The sequence below is a fragment of the Pseudomonas marincola genome (assembly GCF_900682675.2).
Classification (GTDB): domain Bacteria; phylum Pseudomonadota; class Gammaproteobacteria; order Pseudomonadales; family Pseudomonadaceae; genus Aquipseudomonas; species Aquipseudomonas marincola.
Window position 1 is genome coordinate 701,399 of sequence record NZ_LR215729.2, and the last position, 19,615, is coordinate 721,013.

Here is a 19,615-nt window from a genome sequence, read left to right on the forward strand (position 1 = left end):
CTGGTCGCGGGGCTGGCTAGGGGAGATTAGATTGGTGGAATGACCAGATCGAGTCGGGGAAACTCGCCTTCACGTTCGGGTTCGTTTTTCGGCGGCACATGCTGGCTGTTGACCAACTTGTCGCCTTGCCAGATTTCCAGATGCACATCAAAGCCCCATAAACGGTGCAGGTGCTTGAGTACTTCTTCAGTCGAGCTGCCCAGCGGTTTGCGGTCGTGCTGTTGATGGCGCAAGGTCAGCGAGCGGTCGCCACGCCGGTCGACACTCCAGATTTGTACGTTGGGCTCGCGGTTGCCAAGGTTGTACTGCGCAGCCAGCAGCTCGCGGATGGTTTTATAGCCAGGTTCGTCGTGAATCGCGGGGACCAGTAAATCATCCTTCTGGTCGTCATCAAGAATGCTGAACAGCTTCAGGTCGCGGATCACTTTGGGCGAGAGGTACTGCAGTATGAAACTCTCGTCCTTGAAGCTGTGCATGGCGAATTTCAGGGTCGATAACCAGTCAGATCCGGCGATATCCGGGAACCAGGCGCGATCTTCGTCGGTTGGGTTTTCACACATCCGGCGTATGTCGCTGTACATGGCAAAACCCAGTGTGTAGGGGTTTATGCCGCTGTAATACGGGCTGTCGAAGCCTGGCTGATAGATCACGCTGGTGTGGGCCTGGAGAAACTCCATCATGAAGCCATCGGTGACCAGCCCTTCGTTGTAAAGGTCGTTGGTGAGGGTGTAATGCCAGAACGTCGCCCAGCCTTCATTCATCACCTGCGTTTGGCGTTGTGGATAAAAATACTGCGCGACCTTGCGCACGATGCGGATGATCTCGCGCTGCCACGGTTCCAGTAATGGCGCGTGTTTTTCGAGGAAATACAGGATGTTTTCTTGTGGCTCGGACGGGAAGCGCTGAGCGTCTTGCTCACCGCCTTTGCTCGCGCCTTTGGGAATGGTGCGCCACAAGTCATTGATCTGCTGCTGCAGATGCTCTTCGCGCTCTTTCTGGCGGCGGCGTTCTTCCTCGGCAGAAATAGGGTAGGGCCGCTTGTAACGGTCTACGCCGTAGTTCATCAGGGCGTGGCATGAGTCGAGCAAATCCTCGACGGCATCAATGCCGTGGCGCTCCTCGCATTGCATGATGTACTGCTTGGCGAACACCAGATAATCGATGATAGAGCTGGCATCGGTCCAGGTCTGGAACAAGTAATTACCCTTGAAGAAGCTGTTATGCCCGTAGCAGGCGTGAGCAATTACCAGGGCCTGCATGCACATGGTGTTTTCTTCCATGAGGTAGGCGATGCAGGGGTCGGAGTTGATCACAATTTCATAGGCGAGGCCCATCTGACCGCGCTTGTAGTTCTTTTCGGTGCTCAGGAAGTGCTTGCCATAAGACCAGTGGTGATAGCCCAGCGGCATGCCCACAGAGGCGTAGGCGTCCATCATCTGCTCGGCGGTAATCACCTCGATCTGATTGGGATAGGTGTCCAGCGCATAGCGTTCGGCGATGCGGGCAATCTCGCGGTCGTAGCTGCGGATCAGCTCGAACGTCCACTCTGAAGTGGTCGAGATCGGCTGGCGTTTCTTGTCGCGTACGCTGCCTTCGGGTTGGGTCATGTCGTAAGCCTCCGCTGAAACAGTTCGCGGAATACCGGGTAAATATCGCCGGCTGAGACTAGTTGTTGCTGGGCAAAGGTGTCGGCGAACGCTTCGGCCACTTGCTCATATTCAAACCATAGCGCCTGATGTTCGCGCGGTGTGATCTCGACATAAGTGAAGTACTGCACGAACGGCATTATCTGGTTGATCAATATATCCCGGCACACCGGGGAATCGTCATTCCAGTTGTCGCCATCCGAGGCTTGAGCGGCATAGATATTCCACTCATTGACCGGGTAACGCTCGGCCATGATCTCCTGCATCATTTTCAGCGCGCTGGAGACAATGGTGCCACCGGTTTCGCGGGAGTAGAAAAACTCCTCCTCATCGACTTCCTTGGCACTGGTGTGGTGACGGATGAACACCACTTCGATCTTGTCGTAATTACGCTTGAGAAACAGGTAGAGCAAGATGAAGAAGCGCTTGGCGACGTCCTTGGTGGCTTGCGTCATTGAGCCGGAAACGTCCATCAGGCAGAACATCACCGCTTTTGAGCTCGGGTTGGGGTGTTTAACCAGCAAGTTGTATTTGAGGTCGAAGGTGTCGAGAAACGGCACCCGGTTAATGCGGATATGCAGCTTGCTGATTTCCTCTTCAAGCGCCTGTATATCGCCGAAGTTGTCGGGCTCCTCGCGCTTGAGCCGATCAAGTTCGAGCATGGCCTCTTTGAGCTTCTTGCGGCTGCTGCCAGAGAGTGCGATGCGCCGGGCGTGAGCGGAGCGCAGCGTGCGCAGTATGTTGATTCGGGAAGGGTTGCCTTCGCTGCTGATACCCGCGCGCACGGTCTTGAACGTGTCGGTTCCGGTCAGGTGACGCTTGACCAGATTGGGCAACTCGAGATCCTCGAACATGAAGTCGAGAAACTCTTCCTGAGTGATCTGGAAGACGAACTCGTCCATGCCTTCGCCACTGTTACTCGCCTTGCCGCTGCCCTGGCCGCCGCCACCCCCGCCTTGCGGGCGCGGGATACGGTCACCGCCGCTGAATTCCTTGTTGCCTGGATGAACAATGGTCTGGCGGCCTCCGCGGCCATGGTGAAGCACGGGCTCGTCGATGTCGCGGCCAGGAATACTGATTTGCTCGCCGTGCTCCATGTCGGTAATCGAGCGGCGGCTGACAGCTTCTTCAACTGCCTTTTTGATATGACCACGGTAACGCCGTAAAAAACGCTGACGATTTACCGTGCTCTTGTTCTTGCCGTTAAGGCGACGGTCAATCACATAGCTCATAGGCCCCTCCGGGGAGCTTCAAGCGGCAAGCTGCGAGCGAGGGTGAGCGTGTCGCCCTCGCTCTTGCGCAGTCATCACCGGGTGGCTTGAGGCTGCATTACTGCGATTTACGAACTCGCAGATACCATTCAGACAACAGCCGAACCTGTTTGTCGGTATAGCCGCGCTCGACCATGCGAGTGACGAAGTCGTTGTGTTTTTGCTGGTCCTCTTTGCTGGCCTTGGCGTTGAAACTGATGACCGGAAGCAGGTCCTCGGTGTTGGAGAACATCTTCTTCTCTATCACGACGCGCAGTTTCTCGTAGCTGAGCCAGGTTGGGTTCTTGCCATTGTTGTTGGCCCGCGCACGCAACACAAAGTTGACGATTTCGTTGCGGAAATCCTTGGGGTTACTGATGCCGGCCGGCTTCTCGATTTTCTCCAACTCTTCGTTGAGCGCTACGCGGTTGAGGATCTCGCCGGTTTCCGGATCGCGGTATTCCTGATCCTGAATCCAGAAGTCGGCGTACAGCACATAGCGGTCGAAAATGTTCTGACCATACTCGCTGTAAGACTCGAGATAAGCGGTCTGGATTTCCTTGCCGATAAACTCGATATAGCGCGGCGCCAGGTATTCCTTGATAAAGCGCAGATAACGCTCGCGGGTCTCTGCCGGGAACTGCTCCTGCTCAATCTGCTGCTCAAGCACATACAGCAGGTGTACCGGGTTGGCGGCAACTTCGTGTGGGTCGAAGTTGAACACCTTGGACAGAATCTTGAAGGCGAAGCGAGTCGACAGGCCGTTCATGCCTTCATCGACGCCCGCTGTGTCCCGGTATTCCTGAATCGACTTGGCTTTCGGGTCGGTGTCTTTGAGGTTTTCACCGTCGTAGACGCGCATTTTCGAGTAGATATTCGAGTTCTCAGGCTCTTTGAGCCGCGACAGCACCGAGAACTGCGCGAGCATTTTCAGGGTGTCTGGCGCGCAATGGGCGTTAGCCAGTGAGCTGTTGAGCAGCAGCTTGTCGTAAATCTTGATCTCATCGCTGACGCGCAAGCAGTAAGGCACTTTTACGATGTAGATCCGGTCAATGAACGCCTCGTTGTTCTTGTTGTTACGGAAACTGTGCCATTCAGATTCGTTGGAGTGCGCCAGCAAAATCCCGTTGTAGGGGATCGCGCCGAGGCCTTCGGTGCTGTTGTAGTTGCCTTCCTGAGTCGCGGTGAGTAACGGGTGCAGGACCTTGATCGGCGCCTTGAACATCTCGACGAATTCCATCAGGCCCTGGTTTGCCCGGCACAAGGCGCCTGAATAGCTGTAGGCGTCCGCGTCGTTCTGCGGGAATTCTTCCAGCTTGCGGATATCAACCTTGCCGACCAGTGCCGAGATGTCCTGGTTGTTTTCATCGCCGGGTTCGGTTTTTGCCACGGCAATCTGCCGCAGAATCGAGGGGTAGAGTTTGACCACGCGGAACTGGCTGATATCGCCGCCGTACTCGCTCAGGCGCTTGGTGGCCCACGGCGACATGATGCTGCCCAGATAGCGCCGCGAAATACCGTATTCCTCTTCCAGAATGGCGCCGTCTTCGGCATCACTGAACAGGCCGAGTGGCGACTCGAAAACCGGTGAATCCTTGATCGCGTAGAAAGGCACTTTTTCCATCAGGTGCTTGAGTTTTTCAGCCAGCGAGGACTTGCCGCCGCCGACCGGGCCCAGCAGATAGAGGATTTGTTTCTTTTCTTCGAGCCCTTGGGCGGCGTGGCGGAAGTAGGACACGATCTGATCGATGCACTCTTCCATGCCATGGAAGTCGGCGAAAGCCGGATAGCGGCGGATCACCTTGTTCGAGAAGATACGTGAAAGCCTGGGGTTGGCTGCCGTGTCGAGCAGCTCGGGCTCGCCTATTGCCAGTAACAACCGTTCAGCTGCCGAGGCATAAGCACTGCGATCCTGTTTGCACAGTTCGAGATATTCCTGCAGGGAATACTCTTCCTGGCGGGTCGCTTCGAAACGTTGTTGGAAGTGACTGAAAATGCTCATGACTTCACCTCGCTCGATGCAAAAGAGTTAGCAGGGATCGGTCGAACGGGCACGGATGGACGGCTGAGAAGTCAACCTAGGTAAATCCCCCGAAACACCTAAAAGTCGTACCGATGGCCCGGCTGCCGGCTTGCCGGCTCTACCTTATTTGGATGGCCTGAGATAAAGGATAGTTCGGAATTTGCGAGGGCAAGGCGATATGCGCAAATAGCTTGGCGCAGGAAACCAGAAAGTGCGCGCAAGGCCCGATATGGCGGGCCTTGGCAGATGTAAAAAATTATTCGTCGGGGCTCTGGCGCGTGTCTTCAGGGTAAGTGGCGCGCCACAGCTCGAAGCCGCCATCAAGGCTGTAAACGTCAGTAAAACCCTGGCCAATCAGGTAGGCGGCAGCGCTTTGGCTGGAGTTGCCGTGATAGCAGGAAACGATCAGCGGATGATCGAGATCGGCCTTGGCAATAAAGTCGACCAGCGAGTGGTTATCCAGGTGATGCGAGCCGGCGATATGGCCCATGTCGAAACTCTGCGGGTCGCGGATGTCGACGATCACGGCGCCCTGCTGGCGAAGTGCTTGAGCTTGCTCGGGGGAAATTCGTTTGAAGTCGCTCATGCGGAGTCCTCATTGCAGTTGCAGCGGTGCATTTCGCCGCTGTCGATGTTCATCAGCGTCATGGCCGCGCCCCAGACGCAACCGGTGTCCAGGGCAAATACGTTGGGCTCGGTGCAGTTGCCCTCAAGTGCCGCCCAATGGCCGAAAATGATTTTCACATCACGGGTCTTGCGGCTCGGGTGGCTGAACCAGGGGGCAAAACCGCTGGGGGCCGTATCCAGGCCTTCCTTGCTGACGAGGTCGAGCGTACCGTCGGCCTTACAAAAGCGCATGCGGGTGAAGTAGTTGGTGATAACGCGCAGGCGCTTGATACCTTTCAGGTCGCCATCCCAGCAATCGGGCTGGTTGCCGTACATGCCATCGAGAAACACGGGCAGTCGGTTAGGGTCGCGCAGCACTTCTTCGACCTCTGCGGCGCGCTTGAGCGCCTTCTCCAGCGTCCATTGCGGGGCGATACCGGCATGCACCATGGCCATGTTGCGCTCGGCGTCGTAGTGCATGATTTTCTGCTGACGCAGCCAGTCGAGCAGATCGTCCCGATCCGGAGCATCGAGAACTTCCTGTAGCGTGTCGTTCTTTTTCAGACGCTCGACGTTATGCGCAACCGCCAGCAAGTGCAGGTCATGATTCCCCAACACGCAGGTCACCGAGTCGCGCATCGCGTAGAGAAAACGCAGAGTGCCGAGCGAATCCGGGCCGCGGTTTATCAGGTCACCGACCAGCCACAACCGATCAACTTCCGGGTCGAACTTTACTCGCTCAAGCAAGCATTGCAGGGGGTTCAGGCAACCTTGCAGGTCGCCGACAGCATAGGTGGTCATCTCAGTGCAGTGATCCTGGTACGGCTAAGCGAAAGGGTGCAATCGGTGCGTCGAAGTTCGCGCCATCTTCGCTGATCATCTTGTAGCTGCCCTGCATCGTGCCGACGCGCGTGGCCATTACGGTGCCGCTGCTGTAGGTGTAAGTCTCGCCTTGGGCAATCAGCGGCTGTTGGCCGATAACGCCGGCGCCACGGACTTCCTGTACCTTGCCGTTGCCGTCGGTAATCACCCAGTGACGCGACAGCAGCTTGGCTGGCAACTCACCGTTGTTGGTGATGCTGACGGTGTAGGCGAAGGCAAAGCGCTCCTGCTCGGGCTGGGATTGCTCGGGTAGGAAGCGGGTTACGACGCTAACGTCGACCTGGTAGCGTGGATCAGACATAGGGATGACTCGCAAATTAGGTATCAGTGATCCGTCTCGGCACTGGCGACTGGTTGCTCGGCCAATTTATCAGCCAGACGCACAAATGCAGCCAAGTCCAGTTGTTCGGGGCGCAGGCTGCCGTCAACGCCTGCGGCTTCGATCTCGCTTGCCGGCAACAGGGCTTTGAGTGTGTTGCGCAGGGTTTTGCGGCGCTGGTTGAAGGCTTCGCGTACCACGCGTTCGAGCAGTTTGTGATCCTTGGCCGGATGCGGCAGCACCTCATGCGGCGTAAGGCGCACGATTGCCGAGTCTACCTTGGGCGGCGGGTTGAACGCGCCGGGCCCGACGTTGAACAAATGCTCCACGCGGCAGTGGTATTGCACCATGATCGACAAACGGCCCCAATCGCCACCGCCAGGCCCTGCGGCCAGACGCTCGACCACTTCTTTTTGCAGCATGAAGTGCATGTCGCGAATCAGCGAGGCATTGCTCAGCAAGTGAAAGATCAGTGGAGTAGAGATGTTGTAAGGCAGGTTGCCGACCACGCGCAGGCTGTTAGGCGCGGCGTTGAGACGGGCAAAGTCGAACTTGAGCGCATCACCCTGATTCAGCTTGAAGTTGCTGTGGTTGGCGAACTTGGCGTTGAGAATTGGCACCAGGTCTTTATCGAGCTCGATCACATCCAGTTGCGCGCCGCTGCTTAGCAGGCCTTCAGTGAGAGCGCCCTGACCCGGGCCGATTTCCAGCACATGCTCGCCTTCGCGGGCATGGATAGCGCGCAGGATGCGATGGATCACGCCGGCATCATGCAGGAAGTTCTGACCAAAGCGCTTGCGCGCCTTGTGTTGGTAATGTTCAGACATACAGCAGCTCCAAGCTTCAAGCCGCAAGCTTAAAGCGAAAACAAAGAGATGCAGTTTAACAGTGATGGGGCAAAAAGTAGCTGCGTACAGCTGCAATCGTGGCGTTAAGCCTGACTGGCTGCCATGGCGAAGGCATTTTGCAGGGCAACTTGCAGGCTGCCGGTGTCGATATTGCCGCTGCCTGCGAGGTCCAGCGCTGTGCCGTGATCGACCGAGGTGCGGATAATCGGCAGACCGAGGGTGATATTCACCGCAGCGCCAAAGCCTTTGAACTTGAGCACGGGCAAGCCCTGATCGTGATACATCGCTAAGACGGCGTCGCAATGTTCGAGGTGCTTGGGGGTGAAGAGCGTGTCGGCGGGCAGCGGGCCGATCAGGTTGATGCCCTCAGCGCGCAGTTGCTCAAGCGTTGGCTCGATCACGTCGATTTCTTCGTGGCCAAGATGGCCGCCTTCACCGGCGTGCGGATTGAGGCCGCAGACCAGAATTTTCGGCTGGCTGATGCCGAACTTGTCGCGCAAATCGTTGTGCAGAATGCGCGTTACCCGGCTTAAGCGTTCGGGTGTTATGGCATCTGCTACATCTTTGAGCGGCAGGTGAGTGGTCACCAAGGCGACGCGCAAGCCGTGGGTCGCGAGCATCATCACGACCTGTTCGGTGTTTGTCAGTTCGGCCAGAAACTCGGTATGGCCGGAGAAACTCACGCCGCCTTCGTTGATGACGCCTTTATGCACAGGCGCGGTAATCATCCCGGCGAAATGCCCGTCCATGCAGCCTTGGCCCGCACGGGTCAGGGTTTCAAGCACATAAGCAGCGTTTGCGGGGTTGAGCTGGCCAGCGGTAACGGGCGCGCCGAGCGGGGTGTCCCACACGTATTGGCTGCCAGCAGGCGCCGGTTGCTCGGGAAATGCATCGGGAGTGACGCTGATGAGCTGGATATTCAGGCCCAGCAGCTGTGCGCGCTGGGCGAGCAGGGCGCAGTTGGCAATCGCGATGATTGGCTGCGCCTGTTGCTCGCGGGCCAGCAGCAGGCATAGGTCTGGACCTATACCTGCGGGCTCGCCCGGTGTGAGGGCAAAGGGTTTGCTGCTCACAGCTTGGTTTCTACGTAGGCCTCGTCGCGGATCTGACGCAGCCAGGTTTGCAGTTCTTCGTCGTACTTACGGTTACGCAGGATGTTCATCGCTTGCTGCTCGCGGAACTTCTCGCTGTTGTCCGTGGCGCGACGGCCCATAACCTGCAGAATGTGCCAGCCAAAACTGGTTCTGAATGGCTTGGACACTTCACCGCTCGGCGTGCTGTTCATTACCGCCTGGAACTCTGGAACCAGTACCTTCGGGTCGATCCAGTTCAGCGAGCCGCCATTAAGAGCAGAGCCTGGGTCTTCCGAGAAGTTTTTCGCCAGTTCGGCAAAGTCTTCGCCTGCGGCAATACGGTCATACAGACGCTGGGCCAGACGCTGGCTTTCGGCATCGCTGCGGATTTCACTTGGCTTGATCAGGATATGGCGAACATTAACTTCTTCGCTGACCTGAGCGCCGCCGCCACGTTTTTCTTGCAGCTTGATGATGATAAAACCACCTGGCGTACGTACAGGCTCGGTCACCTCACCTGCCGACATCGTGCTGAGCATGGTGTCGAATGGCGGTGGCAGCTGACCGGCTTTACGCCAGCCCATTTCGCCGCCTTCCAGCGCGCTTTCACTCGCCGAGCGGGCAATCGCCATCTGCGCGAAGTCGGCGCCTTGCTTTAGTTGGCTGTAGATATCTTGAGCCTGCTTGGCTGCAGTCTGGATCGCGTCTGAGGAAGCACCTTCCTGAACCGGAATCAGGATGTTGGCCAGGCGATATTCTTCCGAAAGCTGCATCTTGCCCAGGTCGGAGGCGAGGAAGTTCTTCACTTCCTGATCGCTCACCTGAATACGCTCACCCACGCGGCGCTGGCGCACGCGGCTGATGATCATTTCGCGGCGTACCTGGTCGCGGGCATCTTCATAAGACAGGCCGTCACGGGTCAGGGCTGCCTTGAACTGAGCAGGGGTCATGTTGTTGCGCTGGGCAATCGTACCGATTGCCTGATTGAGTTCTTCGTCGCCGATACGAATACCGGAGCGATCACCAATCTGCAGCTGCAGGTTTTCCAGAATCAGACGCTCGAGCACCTGATTTTGCAGGACGTCATCAGGCGGCACGGCCGCACCGCGCTTGGCGATGGTTTGCTGAACTTCACGCAGGCGTGAGTTGAGCTGGCTTTGCATGATGACATCGTTGTCCACGATGGCGACGACCCGGTCCAGCGGCTGAACTTCAGCGTGTGCCATAGAGCCAATAAGTACTGCGCCCAGCATCAGGGGGCGCAGGCAATCAGAAAGCTTCATCTTCACGTTTACGATAACCTTGAATGCCGTTATTCAGGAACGAACTTGCGGATTTACCAGTAACGCCGCCGAGGCCTTTAAGCGTTACTTCCAGGAAGATCCCGCGATCAGGATCGTCGTTCAAGTCTGGGTTGAGGCTGACTTCGTCGTAGTTGATCCAGTAACGATCGATTACGCGTACTTTCCAGCAGCAGCTGTCGTACTCAAGGCCGCCAAAGGCTTCCAGTGTACGGTTGCGGCCGTAGTCATACTGCCAGCGTGAGATCAGACTCCATTGCTGAACGATCGGCCAGACCACCGAGAAGTCGTGCTGGCTGATCTTGTAGTAATCCTTGATGTAGTTGGCGCTGCCAGGAACACCGTAATCGCCGCCGCCGACAACCCACTGACCAGTGCTCTGGTCGTAGCGGACGGTGTCGTTGCGATAGCGATAACCGGCGTTGATGATCTTGCCCGGATTATCTTCAGGCTGATAATGGAACATGGTGCTGCCGGAACGGGTTCTGCGAGCATCCGGGTCCCAGTTGAAGTCCGAGTCCAGGCGCCAGTCGCGGTTGAACCGGTACGAGTGCTCAAGTGCAATCGGTGACACCGAGGACTGTGCATCGTCACGGGTTTTGTAATCGATACCTGGCAGCTGAACCTTGCGGTCTTCAAAGTAAACGGCCTGGCCGATGCTCAGACGCTGACGCTCAAAGCCGTTGTCTTCGATCCAGCGGTTGGTTACGCCAAACGAGAGTTTGTTCTCGTCACCGATCCGGTCTTTACCTGTGAAACGATTTTCGCGAAACAGCGAGTTGTAGCTGAAGGTGGTTTCGCTGGTGTCGAATACCGGAATATCGTCTTGATCTTCCTCGGGCACATACAGGTAGTACATGCGTGGCTCGAGCGTCTGGCGGAAGTTGGTGCCGAACCACTGGGTGTCACGGTCGAAGTACAGGCCGCTGTCGACACTGAACATGCCAACGCCACGATCAGGGGCATCGTCAAATGAGCCTGCGCCTCCGGCGAGTTGCGCTTTGCCGATAGAGTCCAGATCGAGGTCATAGTTGGTGTACAGGTACTTCAGCTGCGGTTTGACGAAGCCCCAGCTCCAGTCGAGCGGCAGGCTGACAGCGGGCTCGAGGTGCATACGAGTACCGTTCGCACGCGCAAGGCCGGTCACGTTGTTGTCGTACCAAGGCTGCTCGACGACGCCATCTTCATTGATGTAATCGCCGCTGCGCAGATCCCGGTCAAAGCGAACCAGTTCAGCGCCATAGCTCATGTTCAGACCCGAAGGCTGAAACGGCAGCTGGCCATCAATTGTGATCTGCGGAAGGCGATCGTATGGGGTGATGTCGGTGATATTCGCCAGCTCATAGGCGTGAGCATTGAGCCGTGCGACATAGGAGTCGCCGCGATAGGTCAGGGTGCCGCGCTGGTTGATAAAGTCCGGCGTATCAATACCCAGATCGGTATCCAGATCCTGGAAGTAGTACGGGTCGCTGATGTCGGTGTAATCGACTTCAGCTGTCAGGCGTGAGTTCAGGCCTTCCTTGTGCTGCCAGCTGTACAACCAGCGAGTGTCCTTGGAGTCGGACTGCAGGTCTCGATCGTCATTCTTGTCATTCAGAATGGCCGCGCCGACCTGGCCTTCGCCGGTTTTGCTCAGGTAGCGGAACTCGCCTTCCAGATGCAAGCCACGGTCACCCATGTACGTCGGGTACAGCGTGGCGTCATAGTTGGGCGCAAGGTTGAAGTAGTAAGGCGTTTCCAGCGTCAGGCCGTTACTGCTCGATGAGCTGATTGACGGCGTCAGGAAACCTGACTGGCGACGATCGTCGATCGGGAAGTAAATATATGGCGTGTAGAACACCGGGAAGTCTTTGACGCGCAAGGTCACGTTGGTCGCCGAACCAAAGCCAGTCACCGGGTTGAGGGTGATGTTGTTACCCTTCAGGTGCCAGTCGTTGCTGTTCGGTTCGCAGCGGGTGAACGTGCCGTCTTTAAGACGAATAATCGAGGTCTGCTCACGTTTTGCATAGAGTGCATTACCGCGCGCCTGACCTTCGTGCATCACATATTCGGCGTTATCAATCTGCGCTTCACCGTTATCCAGCTGCAGCTCAGCATGATCGCCAACAATCAGCGCGCCTTTGTCGCGCAAGCGCACGTTGCCATCGAGTACGCCGCGATTCTCGGCTTGCAGCAGGCTGGCTTCATTGGCCTCAACCTGCATGCTCGACTGGCGCAGAACAACATCACCCGCCAGGGTCGCTTTCTGAGTCTCTTGCTCGTAACGCGACGCTTTCGCCGAGACGAACAGCGGCGCCTCGTTCATTGGCGTGGTGTCATCCATGCCTGGGCGTTCGGGCTCAACGTAAGCACCGGAACAATATGGCGCTGTCTCGGCAAGCTGCTCCGGCGTCAACTTTTCGCGCGGAACCCAGTCAAGATGGCTATAGTCGGCGCTGCGAGAGGCCAGACCCAAGCCTTGCGCTTCGGTAACCTGCTTGGTCGTGTTGAGCTTTTTCGCCGGTTTGCTGCTCGTTGCGGCAACTGCAGCACCGGCTGCGACCGGAGCGGCAACATTGGTTGCGCTGGTGTCAGCCTCAGGTGTACTGCGAGCAGGGCGCGCCGGTAATTCGACGTTGCTGGTCTTGGGCGCACACGCCCAGCCACCGCTCGGAGAAACGCCGCAGTCGAACTGTTCGGCTGCAACAACAAATTGACTCGCCATAGGTTGAAGAGCCAACAGGCTGCCTGTGACGAGAAGTGGGAATTTTTTACGTACCGCGGGAGTTTTAACTGCCATCTTGTTTTTCCGGGCTTCCTGCGTGTCATATGCCCGGAGGCTACACGCCTCTCGATGGGCTTTAAAAGATGCTGGATAATAAAGCATGACCCGCGCAACGGCTAGCGCCGTCGGAGACCCTTAGTGATGTATGAAAACGATGAACGCCTGCAACTCCTTGATAATTGGCTTAATCAGGTGCTGCCAAAACTATTTTCAGAGCAGGGTTGGGGCGCTGTTCCGGACGCCACATTAACCTCTGCGAGCAGCGATGCGAGCTTTCGCCGCTATTTTCGCTGGCAAGGCGCCGGGCGCACTTTGATTGTCATGGATGCGCCGCCACCGCAGGAAGATTGCCGTCCATTTGTGAAAATGGCGGCTCTGCTGGCGACTGCCGGACTCAATGTGCCGAAAATTTTGGCCGAAGATTTACAGCAAGGTTTTTTGTTGCTTAACGATCTGGGCAGCAAAACGTATCTGGATGTGATTGATGCGGGCAATGCAGACGCCTTGTTCGCTGATGCCATCGACGCACTGCTGGCATTGCAAAAACTGCCAATGGACACTCCCTTGCCGAGCTACGACGAGGCGTTGCTGCTGCGTGAGCTGCAACTGTTTCCTGAGTGGTATGTGCAGCGGCATATGGACTTCACCTTCAGTGCCGAGCAACAGGCCAAATGGCAGCGGGTCTGTGGGCTGCTGATAAGCAGTGCGCTTGATCAGCCAAAGGTGCTGGTCCATCGCGATTTTATGCCGCGCAATCTGATGATCAGCGAGCCGAATCCGGGCGTGCTTGATTTTCAGGATGCGGTGTATGGGCCAGTCACCTACGACGTGACATGCCTGTTCAAGGATGCCTTCCTCAGTTGGCCGGAGCCGCAAGTACACGCCTGGCTTGAAGGCTATTGGCAGCAGGCGCTGGCAGCCGGTTTGCCGGTACAGCCGGACTTCAACCAGTTTATGCGCGCCAGCGATCTGATGGGCGTGCAGCGTCACCTAAAGGTCATTGGGATATTCGCGCGCATTTGTCATCGCGATGGCAAGCCCAAGTATCTGGCAGATGTGCCGCGTTTCTTCGCCTATATAGCTGCAGTGCTTGCGCGTCGGCCCGAACTTGCCGAGTTGGCTGAGCTGATCGAAGAGTTGCAGGGCGTGGAGGGTGAGCAGGCATGAAAGCCATGATTCTGGCCGCGGGCAAGGGTGAGCGGTTGCGTCCGTTGACCTTGCATACGCCTAAACCGCTGGTTCGCGCTGCGGGTGTGCCGCTGATCGAGTACCACATTCGTGCGCTAGCCGCCGCTGGCTTCACTGAACTGGTAATTAACCATGCCTGGCTGGGTGCCCAGATTGAAGCGTACTTGGGGGATGGTGAACAGTTCGGCGTCAGCATCGTCTACTCCGCTGAAGGTGAGCCGCTGGAAACCGGCGGCGGCATATTCCGTGCGTTGCCGCTGCTGGGTGATCAACCGTTTCTGGTGGTCAATGGCGACATCTTCACTGACTATCCATTTGCCGAGCTGCGCAAAGCCCATGAGGGTCTCGCGCACCTGGTATTGGTCGAGAATCCGGCCCATCACCAGACGGGTGACTTCTGCCTGAGTGAAGGCTTGCTGACGGATGCTCCTGCATCGGCCAATACGGCTGCTGATCGCTACACCTACAGTGGCATCGCGGTGCTTGATCCGGCCTTATTCAACAACTGCACAGCGGGCGCTTTCAAGCTTGCGCCCTTGTTGCGCGAAGCCATGAGTCGCGGGCAGGTCAGTGGTGAGTTGCATAAAGGTTGCTGGGTCGATGTCGGCACTTTCGAGCGGCTGGCTGAGGTTGAGCAACTACTGGCGGCGGAGGCTTGAATTGATCTTCCCGATTACCGCAATCGGCGCGCTGGCGGGGTTCGCAGCAGCGAGTATTCCGGGCGCGCTGCTAGGCGGTTTGCTGGGCCAGATCATCGACCGTCGCTTGCGATTGGCAAGCTGGTCGGCTCTGCTCGAGCGTTTTCAGCGCCCGGCCATAGCCGATGATCCCTACGTGTTATTCGTCATGCTGGGGCGAATGGCCAAGTGCGAAGGGCGGGTGCTCGATGCGCATATTCAGCAGGCGCGGGCGGAGATGCGTCGTCTGGGTTTCGATGAGCCAAGTCGAATGCGTGCGATCGAGGCCTTTGCTCGCGGTAAAACAGGCACGGACAGCCTGCGTTCCCCTTTGCAGCGTCAGCGCGGCAATGCCGATAGCCTGCTGCGCGCCTGTTGGCGCATGGCCTGGGCGGACGGGCGCATTAGCCGACCCGAGCGCGAGCTGATAATGCTTTGGGGTAAATGGTTAGGCGTGCCGGCTGCCGAGCAGGAAGCCATTAGCGCCAATTATGCACCCAAGGCGGCAACTCAGCCTCTGGCTAGCGGTGGTTATCAGGGCGCTTTGCGCATTATCGGCGTCAGCGATGACAGTGATCCGGCGCAGATTAAACGTGCTTACCGGCTGCTGCTCAGCAAGCACCATCCCGACAAACTTGCCGGCCGCGGTGCCAGTGCCGAGCAAGTTCGCGAGGCCACAGAGAAGACCCGCGAATTGCATCAGGCTTACCGCGTTATTCGCCAGCGCCGCGGCTTCTAGGGAATCAGCACTCCGGCAATCGCTGCTATTTCTCCAACCAGCCGCGGACACGTCGGTAGAGTTGCTCCTGCTCATCATGCAGGTTACCCGGCAGTGGATTGAGGGCAATTTGCTCGTAGCCTGATTCAGCTTGGCGTTTGCTGGCCATCAAGCGCTGGTGCAGTTGCTTGTTGCTTGCAGTCGTCGAGCGGTAGAACACGTCCAGCGTGGCAGTCTTGTTTTCAGTCAGTAAGGCTTCAAGTTGGCTTGAAGCAAATTCTGGCGCCTGCGCGGATATTGCAACTATCCGCTGTATGTCCTTGGCCGGGCGCTCGCTGATATAGCGCGCTGCCCAGTACGCGCCGGTGCCCTGACCCAGCAATGTGATGGTTCGGGGTTTGTGTTGGCGCACATATTCAAGGCTTGCGCCTATTCGCGCAAAGATCCGTTGTTCATGCTGCTTGCGTAATTCCTCTGCATCCGGCGTGCTGACAACTTCGACTGGCGTGTCGGCTTCAGTGCTGGGCTCTGGTGGCGTTTCGACTGCGGCCTCAGCCGGTTGCCCAGCCGTTTTTTCATCTTCTGTCGCTGTCTCGGCGGCGTCAGAGGCCGGCTTTTCTGGTGTCGGCGTGACGATCGGGACTGTGCTGAGTGGATCAGGCAGCGTCAGACTAAGCGTATGCCAGCCGTTGTCTGGCAGCTTGCGCCTTAGCGGTCCGACGGTTTGCGGCCAGTCGGCGCTTTCGTTGTCGCCTGGAATCAGAATCACCGCGCCGCGCGGTTGCGCACTGTTGGCTTCAAGCCAGAGCGCCAGAAACTGCTCATCACCCGCTTGCAGGTGTTGCACCTGCTTTGGGTCAATCTGTCGTTCAAGAGCCGTCGCCTCCACCTGGCTGCGCGCGGTCAGTGGCTCGCGAGGCGCGACAGCCTGCTCGCTGGCTTTATTATCCGGCGCGGCGGGCTCGGCGTCCTCAGCAAGGGCGGGCAGGCTGAGTATCAGGCTGAGTCCAATTACGGGCAGGGTTATAGCGGTAGGGCGCATTCAACAACTCCGGCGGGCAACATCAACGCCAAGACTAGCGGTAATCGCAGCAGTTTGTCTGCGCCGCAATGCCAGCCAAAGCAAGGTTGGGGCTGCTACAATAGCGGCCTTCCGTGAAAGCCACTGAGGTGAGCCATGCAACCCTTCGCCATCGCCCCGTCGATTCTGTCCGCTGACTTTGCTCGTTTGGGCGAGGAAGTCGATAACGTACTCGCGTCCGGCGCCGATATTGTTCACTTTGATGTGATGGACAATCATTACGTCCCCAACCTGACCATCGGCCCGATGGTGTGCTCGGCGTTGCGTAAATATGGCATCACCGCACCGATTGATGCGCATCTCATGGTCAAGCCAGTCGATCGCATGATTGGTGACTTCGCCGAAGCGGGCGCCACTTACATCACTTTCCACCCTGAAGCGTCCGAGCACGTTGACCGTTCGCTGCAACTGATTCGTGCGGCGGGCTGCAAGGCGGGCCTGGTGTTTAATCCGGCGACCTCGCTGGAAGTGCTCAAGTACGTCATGGATAAAGTCGACATGATTCTGCTGATGAGCGTGAACCCCGGTTTTGGCGGGCAGAAGTTCATCCCGGCCACCCTCGGCAAACTGCGCGAAGCACGTGCGCTGATCACCGAAAGTGGCCGCGACATCCGTCTCGAAATCGATGGCGGGGTCAATGTGCAGAACATCCGTGAAATCGCCGAAGCCGGTGCGGATACCTTTGTCGCGGGTTCGGCGATCTTCAATCAGCCGGATTACCGTCAGGTGATCGATGCCATGCGTGCAGAGCTTGCGCAGGTGCAGCGCTAATGGCGTTGCGTCAACTGTTCAATGGCCAGTTGCCGGAACTGGTGATGTTCGATCTGGATGGCACGCTGATCGACTCGGTTCCGGATCTGGCGGCGGCAGTCGATAAAGCGCTGGTGCAACTGGGGCGTGAGCCTGCTGGTGTTGAGCGCGTGCGGGATTGGATCGGCAATGGCGCCAAGGTGTTGATGCGCCGCGCGTTGGCCGGCGGTATCGAGCATCAGCACATTAGCCTTGCTGACGAGCAGCAAGCGCTGGAGTTGTTTATGCAGGCCTATGCTGACAGCCATGAGTTGACCACGGTTTACCCTGGCGTCAGTGAAGTGCTGGAGTGGTTGCAGGAGCAGGGAGTTGCGATGGCAATCGTGACCAATAAACCCGAGCGCTTTGTGGCGCCGTTGCTGGATGAACTGGGCCTTGGCAGCTATTTCCGCTGGATTGTCGGTGGCGATACCTTGCCCCAGCAAAAGCCCAATCCGGCAGCCTTGCTGCATGTCATGCACATGGCCAATGTAACGCCAGAACGGGCGCTGTTCATTGGTGACTCGCGCAACGATGTGCAAGCCGCCAAAGCCGCGCAGGTTGCCTGTGTGGCGCTCAATTACGGATACAACCACGGCCGTCCGATCAGTGAAGAGAACCCGGCCCGGGTGCTGGATAATCTGCGCGAACTTTTGCCGGCCTAACCGCGCTGGCGCCAAGGCAAGAGGGCACTGAGTCGGTTTTTTTCGCAAAGTGCCAGCGACCTCTTGCCCGGAGCCGTGTCGGCGGGTTGATTAGCGCAAGCGGCTGCGCTAGTGTTGCTGCACTTTATTGCCCGTCTAAGAGATCCCTCCGTGGTGGTTACCTGCAAACTCTGGCTCGAACGAGCCGGGATGAAAATCATCAAGGCACTGGCCCGTTGGCGCTGGCGCCTCTGACCTGATATTGGCCGCTTAGCCGGCGTGTTTGCACTCGACCGTTAAACCTCAAGCCACGAGGCTGATCATGATCCGCGAAGAATTCCTGCGTTTAGCCGCTGCCGGCTATAACCGTATCCCTGTTGCATACGAAACCATTGCTGACTTCGACACCCCGCTGTCTATCTACCTGAAGCTTGCCGATGAGGCGAACACCTACTTGCTCGAGTCCGTTCAGGGCGGCGAGAAGTGGGGGCGTTATTCCATCATCGGCCTGCCAGCGCGTACGGTATTGCGCGCTTATGAACACACTGTGATCGTCAGCATCGACGGCGTTGAGACCGAGCGCCACGAGTGTGAAGATCCGCTGGCGTTCGTCGAGTCGTTCAAGGAGCGCTATAAAGTGCCGACCCTGCCGGGCTTGCCGCGCTTCAACGGCGGGCTGGTTGGCTACTTCGGTTACGACAGTGTGCGTTATGTAGAAAAGCGCCTGGCCGTTTGCCCGAATCCAGATCCGCTGGGCAATCCGGATATCCTGCTGATGGTTTCCGATGCGGTTGTGGTGTTCGACAACCTCGCAGGCAAGATGCATGCAATCGTGCTCGCCGACCCGGCGCATGCCGATGGTTACGAGCAGGCGCAGGCGCATCTTCAAGAGATTCTGCAGAAATTGCGCCAGCCGATTACCCCGCGTCTCGGCGTGGATCTGAATGCACCGGTGGGCGCCGAGCCGGCGTTCCGCTCAAGCTTCAGTCAGGAAGACTACGAGCGCGCAGTCGATACCATCAAGGAATACATTCTGGCGGGCGACTGCATGCAAGTCGTGCCTTCGCAGCGCATGTCGATTGACTTCAAGGCAGCGCCGATTGATCTGTATCGGGCGCTGCGCTGCATCAACCCGACGCCTTATATGTACTTCTTCAACTTTGGCGATTTCCATGTCGTCGGCAGCTCGCCGGAAGTGCTGGTGCGCGTTGAAGATAACCTGATCACTGTGCGTCCTATCGCCGGCACACGCCCGCGTGGGGCGAATGAAGAGGCTGATCTGGCCCTCGAAGAAGATTTGCTCTCGGACGCCAAAGAGATTGCTGAACACCTGATGCTGATTGACCTGGGCCGCAACGACGTCGGTCGGGTCTCCGCAACGGGCAGCGTCAAGCTGACCGAGAAAATGGTCATTGAGCGCTACTCCAACGTCATGCACATCGTCTCCAACGTCACCGGCCAATTAAAGCCGGGGCTGACGGCGATGGATGCACTGCGGGCCATTTTGCCAGCGGGCACGTTGTCGGGTGCGCCGAAAATTCGCGCAATGGAAATCATTGACCAGCTGGAGCCCGTCAAGCGTGGCGTCTACGGCGGTGCAGTGGGTTACATGGCCTGGAATGGCAACATGGACACGGCCATTGCGATTCGCACTGCGGTTATTAAAAACGGTGAGCTGCACGTGCAAGCGGGTGGCGGTATTGTCGCCGACTCGGTGCCTGCACTTGAGTGGGAAGAGACGCTGAACAAGCGTCGTGCCATGTTCCGCGCGGTTGCGCTAGCCGAACAATCCACTCACTGAGGAGC

17 protein-coding genes are annotated in these 19,615 nt (G+C 57.7%); 6 read left to right on the top strand and 11 right to left on the bottom strand.

Annotated elements, in window-relative coordinates; translation table 11 throughout:
- Nucleotides 1–26 precede the first annotated feature (26 nt).
- From PMYSY11_RS03060 to PMYSY11_RS03105, 10 genes are all read right to left on the bottom strand, one after another.
- On the bottom strand, nucleotides 27–1,607 hold the full coding sequence (locus PMYSY11_RS03060; protein WP_090515422.1) for a SpoVR family protein: 1,581 nt from the start codon (nucleotides 1,605–1,607) through the stop codon (nucleotides 27–29).
- On the bottom strand, nucleotides 1,604–2,878 hold the full coding sequence (locus PMYSY11_RS03065; RefSeq protein ID WP_150548295.1) for a YeaH/YhbH family protein: 1,275 nt from the start codon (nucleotides 2,876–2,878) through the stop codon (nucleotides 1,604–1,606). The genes PMYSY11_RS03060 and PMYSY11_RS03065 overlap by 4 nt, the downstream gene beginning before the upstream one ends.
- Before the next feature lie 97 nt (nucleotides 2,879–2,975).
- Complete coding sequence (locus tag PMYSY11_RS03070; protein ID WP_069902607.1) at nucleotides 2,976–4,898, bottom strand: PrkA family serine protein kinase; 1,923 nt, start codon at nucleotides 4,896–4,898, stop codon at nucleotides 2,976–2,978.
- A gap of 277 nt (nucleotides 4,899–5,175) precedes the next feature.
- The gene (gene glpE / locus PMYSY11_RS03075; protein ID WP_150548296.1) at nucleotides 5,176–5,505 is read right to left on the bottom strand and encodes a thiosulfate sulfurtransferase GlpE; all 330 of its coding nucleotides are present in this window, start codon (nucleotides 5,503–5,505) and stop codon (nucleotides 5,176–5,178) included.
- Nucleotides 5,502–6,326, bottom strand: coding sequence for a symmetrical bis(5'-nucleosyl)-tetraphosphatase (locus PMYSY11_RS03080; protein ID WP_150548297.1), 825 nt, complete (start codon nucleotides 6,324–6,326; stop codon nucleotides 5,502–5,504). Before PMYSY11_RS03080 ends, glpE begins: the two co-directional genes overlap by 4 nt.
- 1 nt (nucleotide 6,327) lies before the next feature.
- Nucleotides 6,328–6,708 (bottom strand): Co2+/Mg2+ efflux protein ApaG, encoded by a 381-nt coding sequence (apaG, locus tag PMYSY11_RS03085; RefSeq protein WP_069902610.1) that lies wholly within the window; start codon nucleotides 6,706–6,708, stop codon nucleotides 6,328–6,330.
- Between the two features lie 23 nt (nucleotides 6,709–6,731).
- A complete protein-coding gene (gene rsmA, locus PMYSY11_RS03090) occupies nucleotides 6,732–7,553 on the bottom strand; it encodes a 16S rRNA (adenine(1518)-N(6)/adenine(1519)-N(6))-dimethyltransferase RsmA (RefSeq protein ID WP_150548298.1) in 822 nt (273 codons plus the stop codon).
- Nucleotides 7,554–7,657: 104 nt separating this feature from the next.
- A complete protein-coding gene (gene pdxA, locus PMYSY11_RS03095; protein WP_150548299.1) occupies nucleotides 7,658–8,647 on the bottom strand; it encodes a 4-hydroxythreonine-4-phosphate dehydrogenase PdxA in 990 nt (329 codons plus the stop codon).
- Complete coding sequence (locus PMYSY11_RS03100; RefSeq protein WP_150548300.1) at nucleotides 8,644–9,936, bottom strand: peptidylprolyl isomerase; 1,293 nt, start codon at nucleotides 9,934–9,936, stop codon at nucleotides 8,644–8,646. The genes pdxA and PMYSY11_RS03100 overlap by 4 nt, the downstream gene beginning before the upstream one ends.
- Entirely contained in the window at nucleotides 9,917–12,727 is a 2,811-nt protein-coding gene (locus tag PMYSY11_RS03105; RefSeq protein ID WP_150548301.1) for an LPS-assembly protein LptD, read from the bottom strand. The genes PMYSY11_RS03100 and PMYSY11_RS03105 overlap by 20 nt, the downstream gene beginning before the upstream one ends.
- A 126-nt stretch (nucleotides 12,728–12,853) precedes the next feature.
- Here PMYSY11_RS03105 and PMYSY11_RS03110 point away from each other — a divergent pair, with 126 nt between their 5' ends.
- From PMYSY11_RS03110 to PMYSY11_RS03120, 3 genes are read left to right on the top strand one after another with little or no spacing between them, the layout of a single operon-like run.
- Nucleotides 12,854–13,879 (top strand): aminoglycoside phosphotransferase family protein, encoded by a 1,026-nt coding sequence (locus tag PMYSY11_RS03110; protein WP_150549645.1) that lies wholly within the window; start codon nucleotides 12,854–12,856, stop codon nucleotides 13,877–13,879.
- Nucleotides 13,876–14,559: an N-acetylmuramate alpha-1-phosphate uridylyltransferase MurU gene (murU, locus tag PMYSY11_RS03115; RefSeq protein ID WP_150548302.1), complete on the top strand. Its 684-nt coding sequence runs from the start codon at nucleotides 13,876–13,878 to the stop codon at nucleotides 14,557–14,559. Before PMYSY11_RS03110 ends, murU begins: the two co-directional genes overlap by 4 nt.
- A 1-nt stretch (nucleotide 14,560) precedes the next feature.
- Nucleotides 14,561–15,316 (top strand): DnaJ domain-containing protein, encoded by a 756-nt coding sequence (locus PMYSY11_RS03120; protein WP_150549646.1) that lies wholly within the window; start codon nucleotides 14,561–14,563, stop codon nucleotides 15,314–15,316.
- Nucleotides 15,317–15,341: 25 nt separating this feature from the next.
- Here PMYSY11_RS03120 and PMYSY11_RS03125 read toward each other — a convergent pair whose 3' ends face one another.
- Nucleotides 15,342–16,337: an alpha/beta hydrolase family protein gene (locus PMYSY11_RS03125; protein WP_150548303.1), complete on the bottom strand. Its 996-nt coding sequence runs from the start codon at nucleotides 16,335–16,337 to the stop codon at nucleotides 15,342–15,344.
- 135 nt (nucleotides 16,338–16,472) lie between these two features.
- Between PMYSY11_RS03125 and rpe the strand changes: the two genes are divergently transcribed.
- From rpe to trpE, 3 genes are all read left to right on the top strand, one after another.
- On the top strand, nucleotides 16,473–17,147 hold the full coding sequence (rpe, locus tag PMYSY11_RS03130) for a ribulose-phosphate 3-epimerase (protein ID WP_090515402.1): 675 nt from the start codon (nucleotides 16,473–16,475) through the stop codon (nucleotides 17,145–17,147).
- Nucleotides 17,147–17,830 (top strand): phosphoglycolate phosphatase, encoded by a 684-nt coding sequence (locus PMYSY11_RS03135; protein ID WP_090515400.1) that lies wholly within the window; start codon nucleotides 17,147–17,149, stop codon nucleotides 17,828–17,830. The genes rpe and PMYSY11_RS03135 overlap by 1 nt, the downstream gene beginning before the upstream one ends.
- Nucleotides 17,831–18,131: 301 nt before the next feature.
- Nucleotides 18,132–19,610: an anthranilate synthase component I gene (gene trpE, locus PMYSY11_RS03140; RefSeq protein WP_069902621.1), complete on the top strand. Its 1,479-nt coding sequence runs from the start codon at nucleotides 18,132–18,134 to the stop codon at nucleotides 19,608–19,610.
- The last annotated feature ends 5 nt before the right edge of the window (nucleotides 19,611–19,615 follow it).

Excerpts from the sequence above, each read along its gene's own strand:
- PMYSY11_RS03065 (WP_150548295.1), bottom strand. The coding sequence starts at position 2,878 with ATGAGCTATGTGATTGACCGTCGCCTTAACGGCAAGAACAAGAGCACG.
- rsmA (WP_150548298.1), bottom strand. The coding sequence starts at position 7,553 with ATGTCTGAACATTACCAACACAAGGCGCGCAAGCGCTTTGGTCAGAAC.
- apaG (WP_069902610.1), bottom strand. The coding sequence starts at position 6,708 with ATGTCTGATCCACGCTACCAGGTCGACGTTAGCGTCGTAACCCGCTTC.
- PMYSY11_RS03060 (WP_090515422.1), bottom strand. The coding sequence starts at position 1,607 with ATGACCCAACCCGAAGGCAGCGTACGCGACAAGAAACGCCAGCCGATC.
- rpe (WP_090515402.1), top strand. The coding sequence starts at position 16,473 with ATGCAACCCTTCGCCATCGCCCCGTCGATTCTGTCCGCTGACTTTGCT.
- PMYSY11_RS03110 (WP_150549645.1), top strand. The coding sequence starts at position 12,854 with ATGTATGAAAACGATGAACGCCTGCAACTCCTTGATAATTGGCTTAAT.
- PMYSY11_RS03135 (WP_090515400.1), top strand. The coding sequence starts at position 17,147 with ATGGCGTTGCGTCAACTGTTCAATGGCCAGTTGCCGGAACTGGTGATG.
- trpE (WP_069902621.1), top strand. The coding sequence starts at position 18,132 with ATGATCCGCGAAGAATTCCTGCGTTTAGCCGCTGCCGGCTATAACCGT.
- PMYSY11_RS03105 (WP_150548301.1), bottom strand. The coding sequence starts at position 12,727 with ATGGCAGTTAAAACTCCCGCGGTACGTAAAAAATTCCCACTTCTCGTC.
- PMYSY11_RS03125 (WP_150548303.1), bottom strand. The coding sequence starts at position 16,337 with ATGCGCCCTACCGCTATAACCCTGCCCGTAATTGGACTCAGCCTGATA.
- murU (WP_150548302.1), top strand. The coding sequence starts at position 13,876 with ATGAAAGCCATGATTCTGGCCGCGGGCAAGGGTGAGCGGTTGCGTCCG.
- glpE (WP_150548296.1), bottom strand. The coding sequence starts at position 5,505 with ATGAGCGACTTCAAACGAATTTCCCCCGAGCAAGCTCAAGCACTTCGC.
- PMYSY11_RS03080 (WP_150548297.1), bottom strand. The coding sequence starts at position 6,326 with ATGACCACCTATGCTGTCGGCGACCTGCAAGGTTGCCTGAACCCCCTG.
- PMYSY11_RS03070 (WP_069902607.1), bottom strand. The coding sequence starts at position 4,898 with ATGAGCATTTTCAGTCACTTCCAACAACGTTTCGAAGCGACCCGCCAG.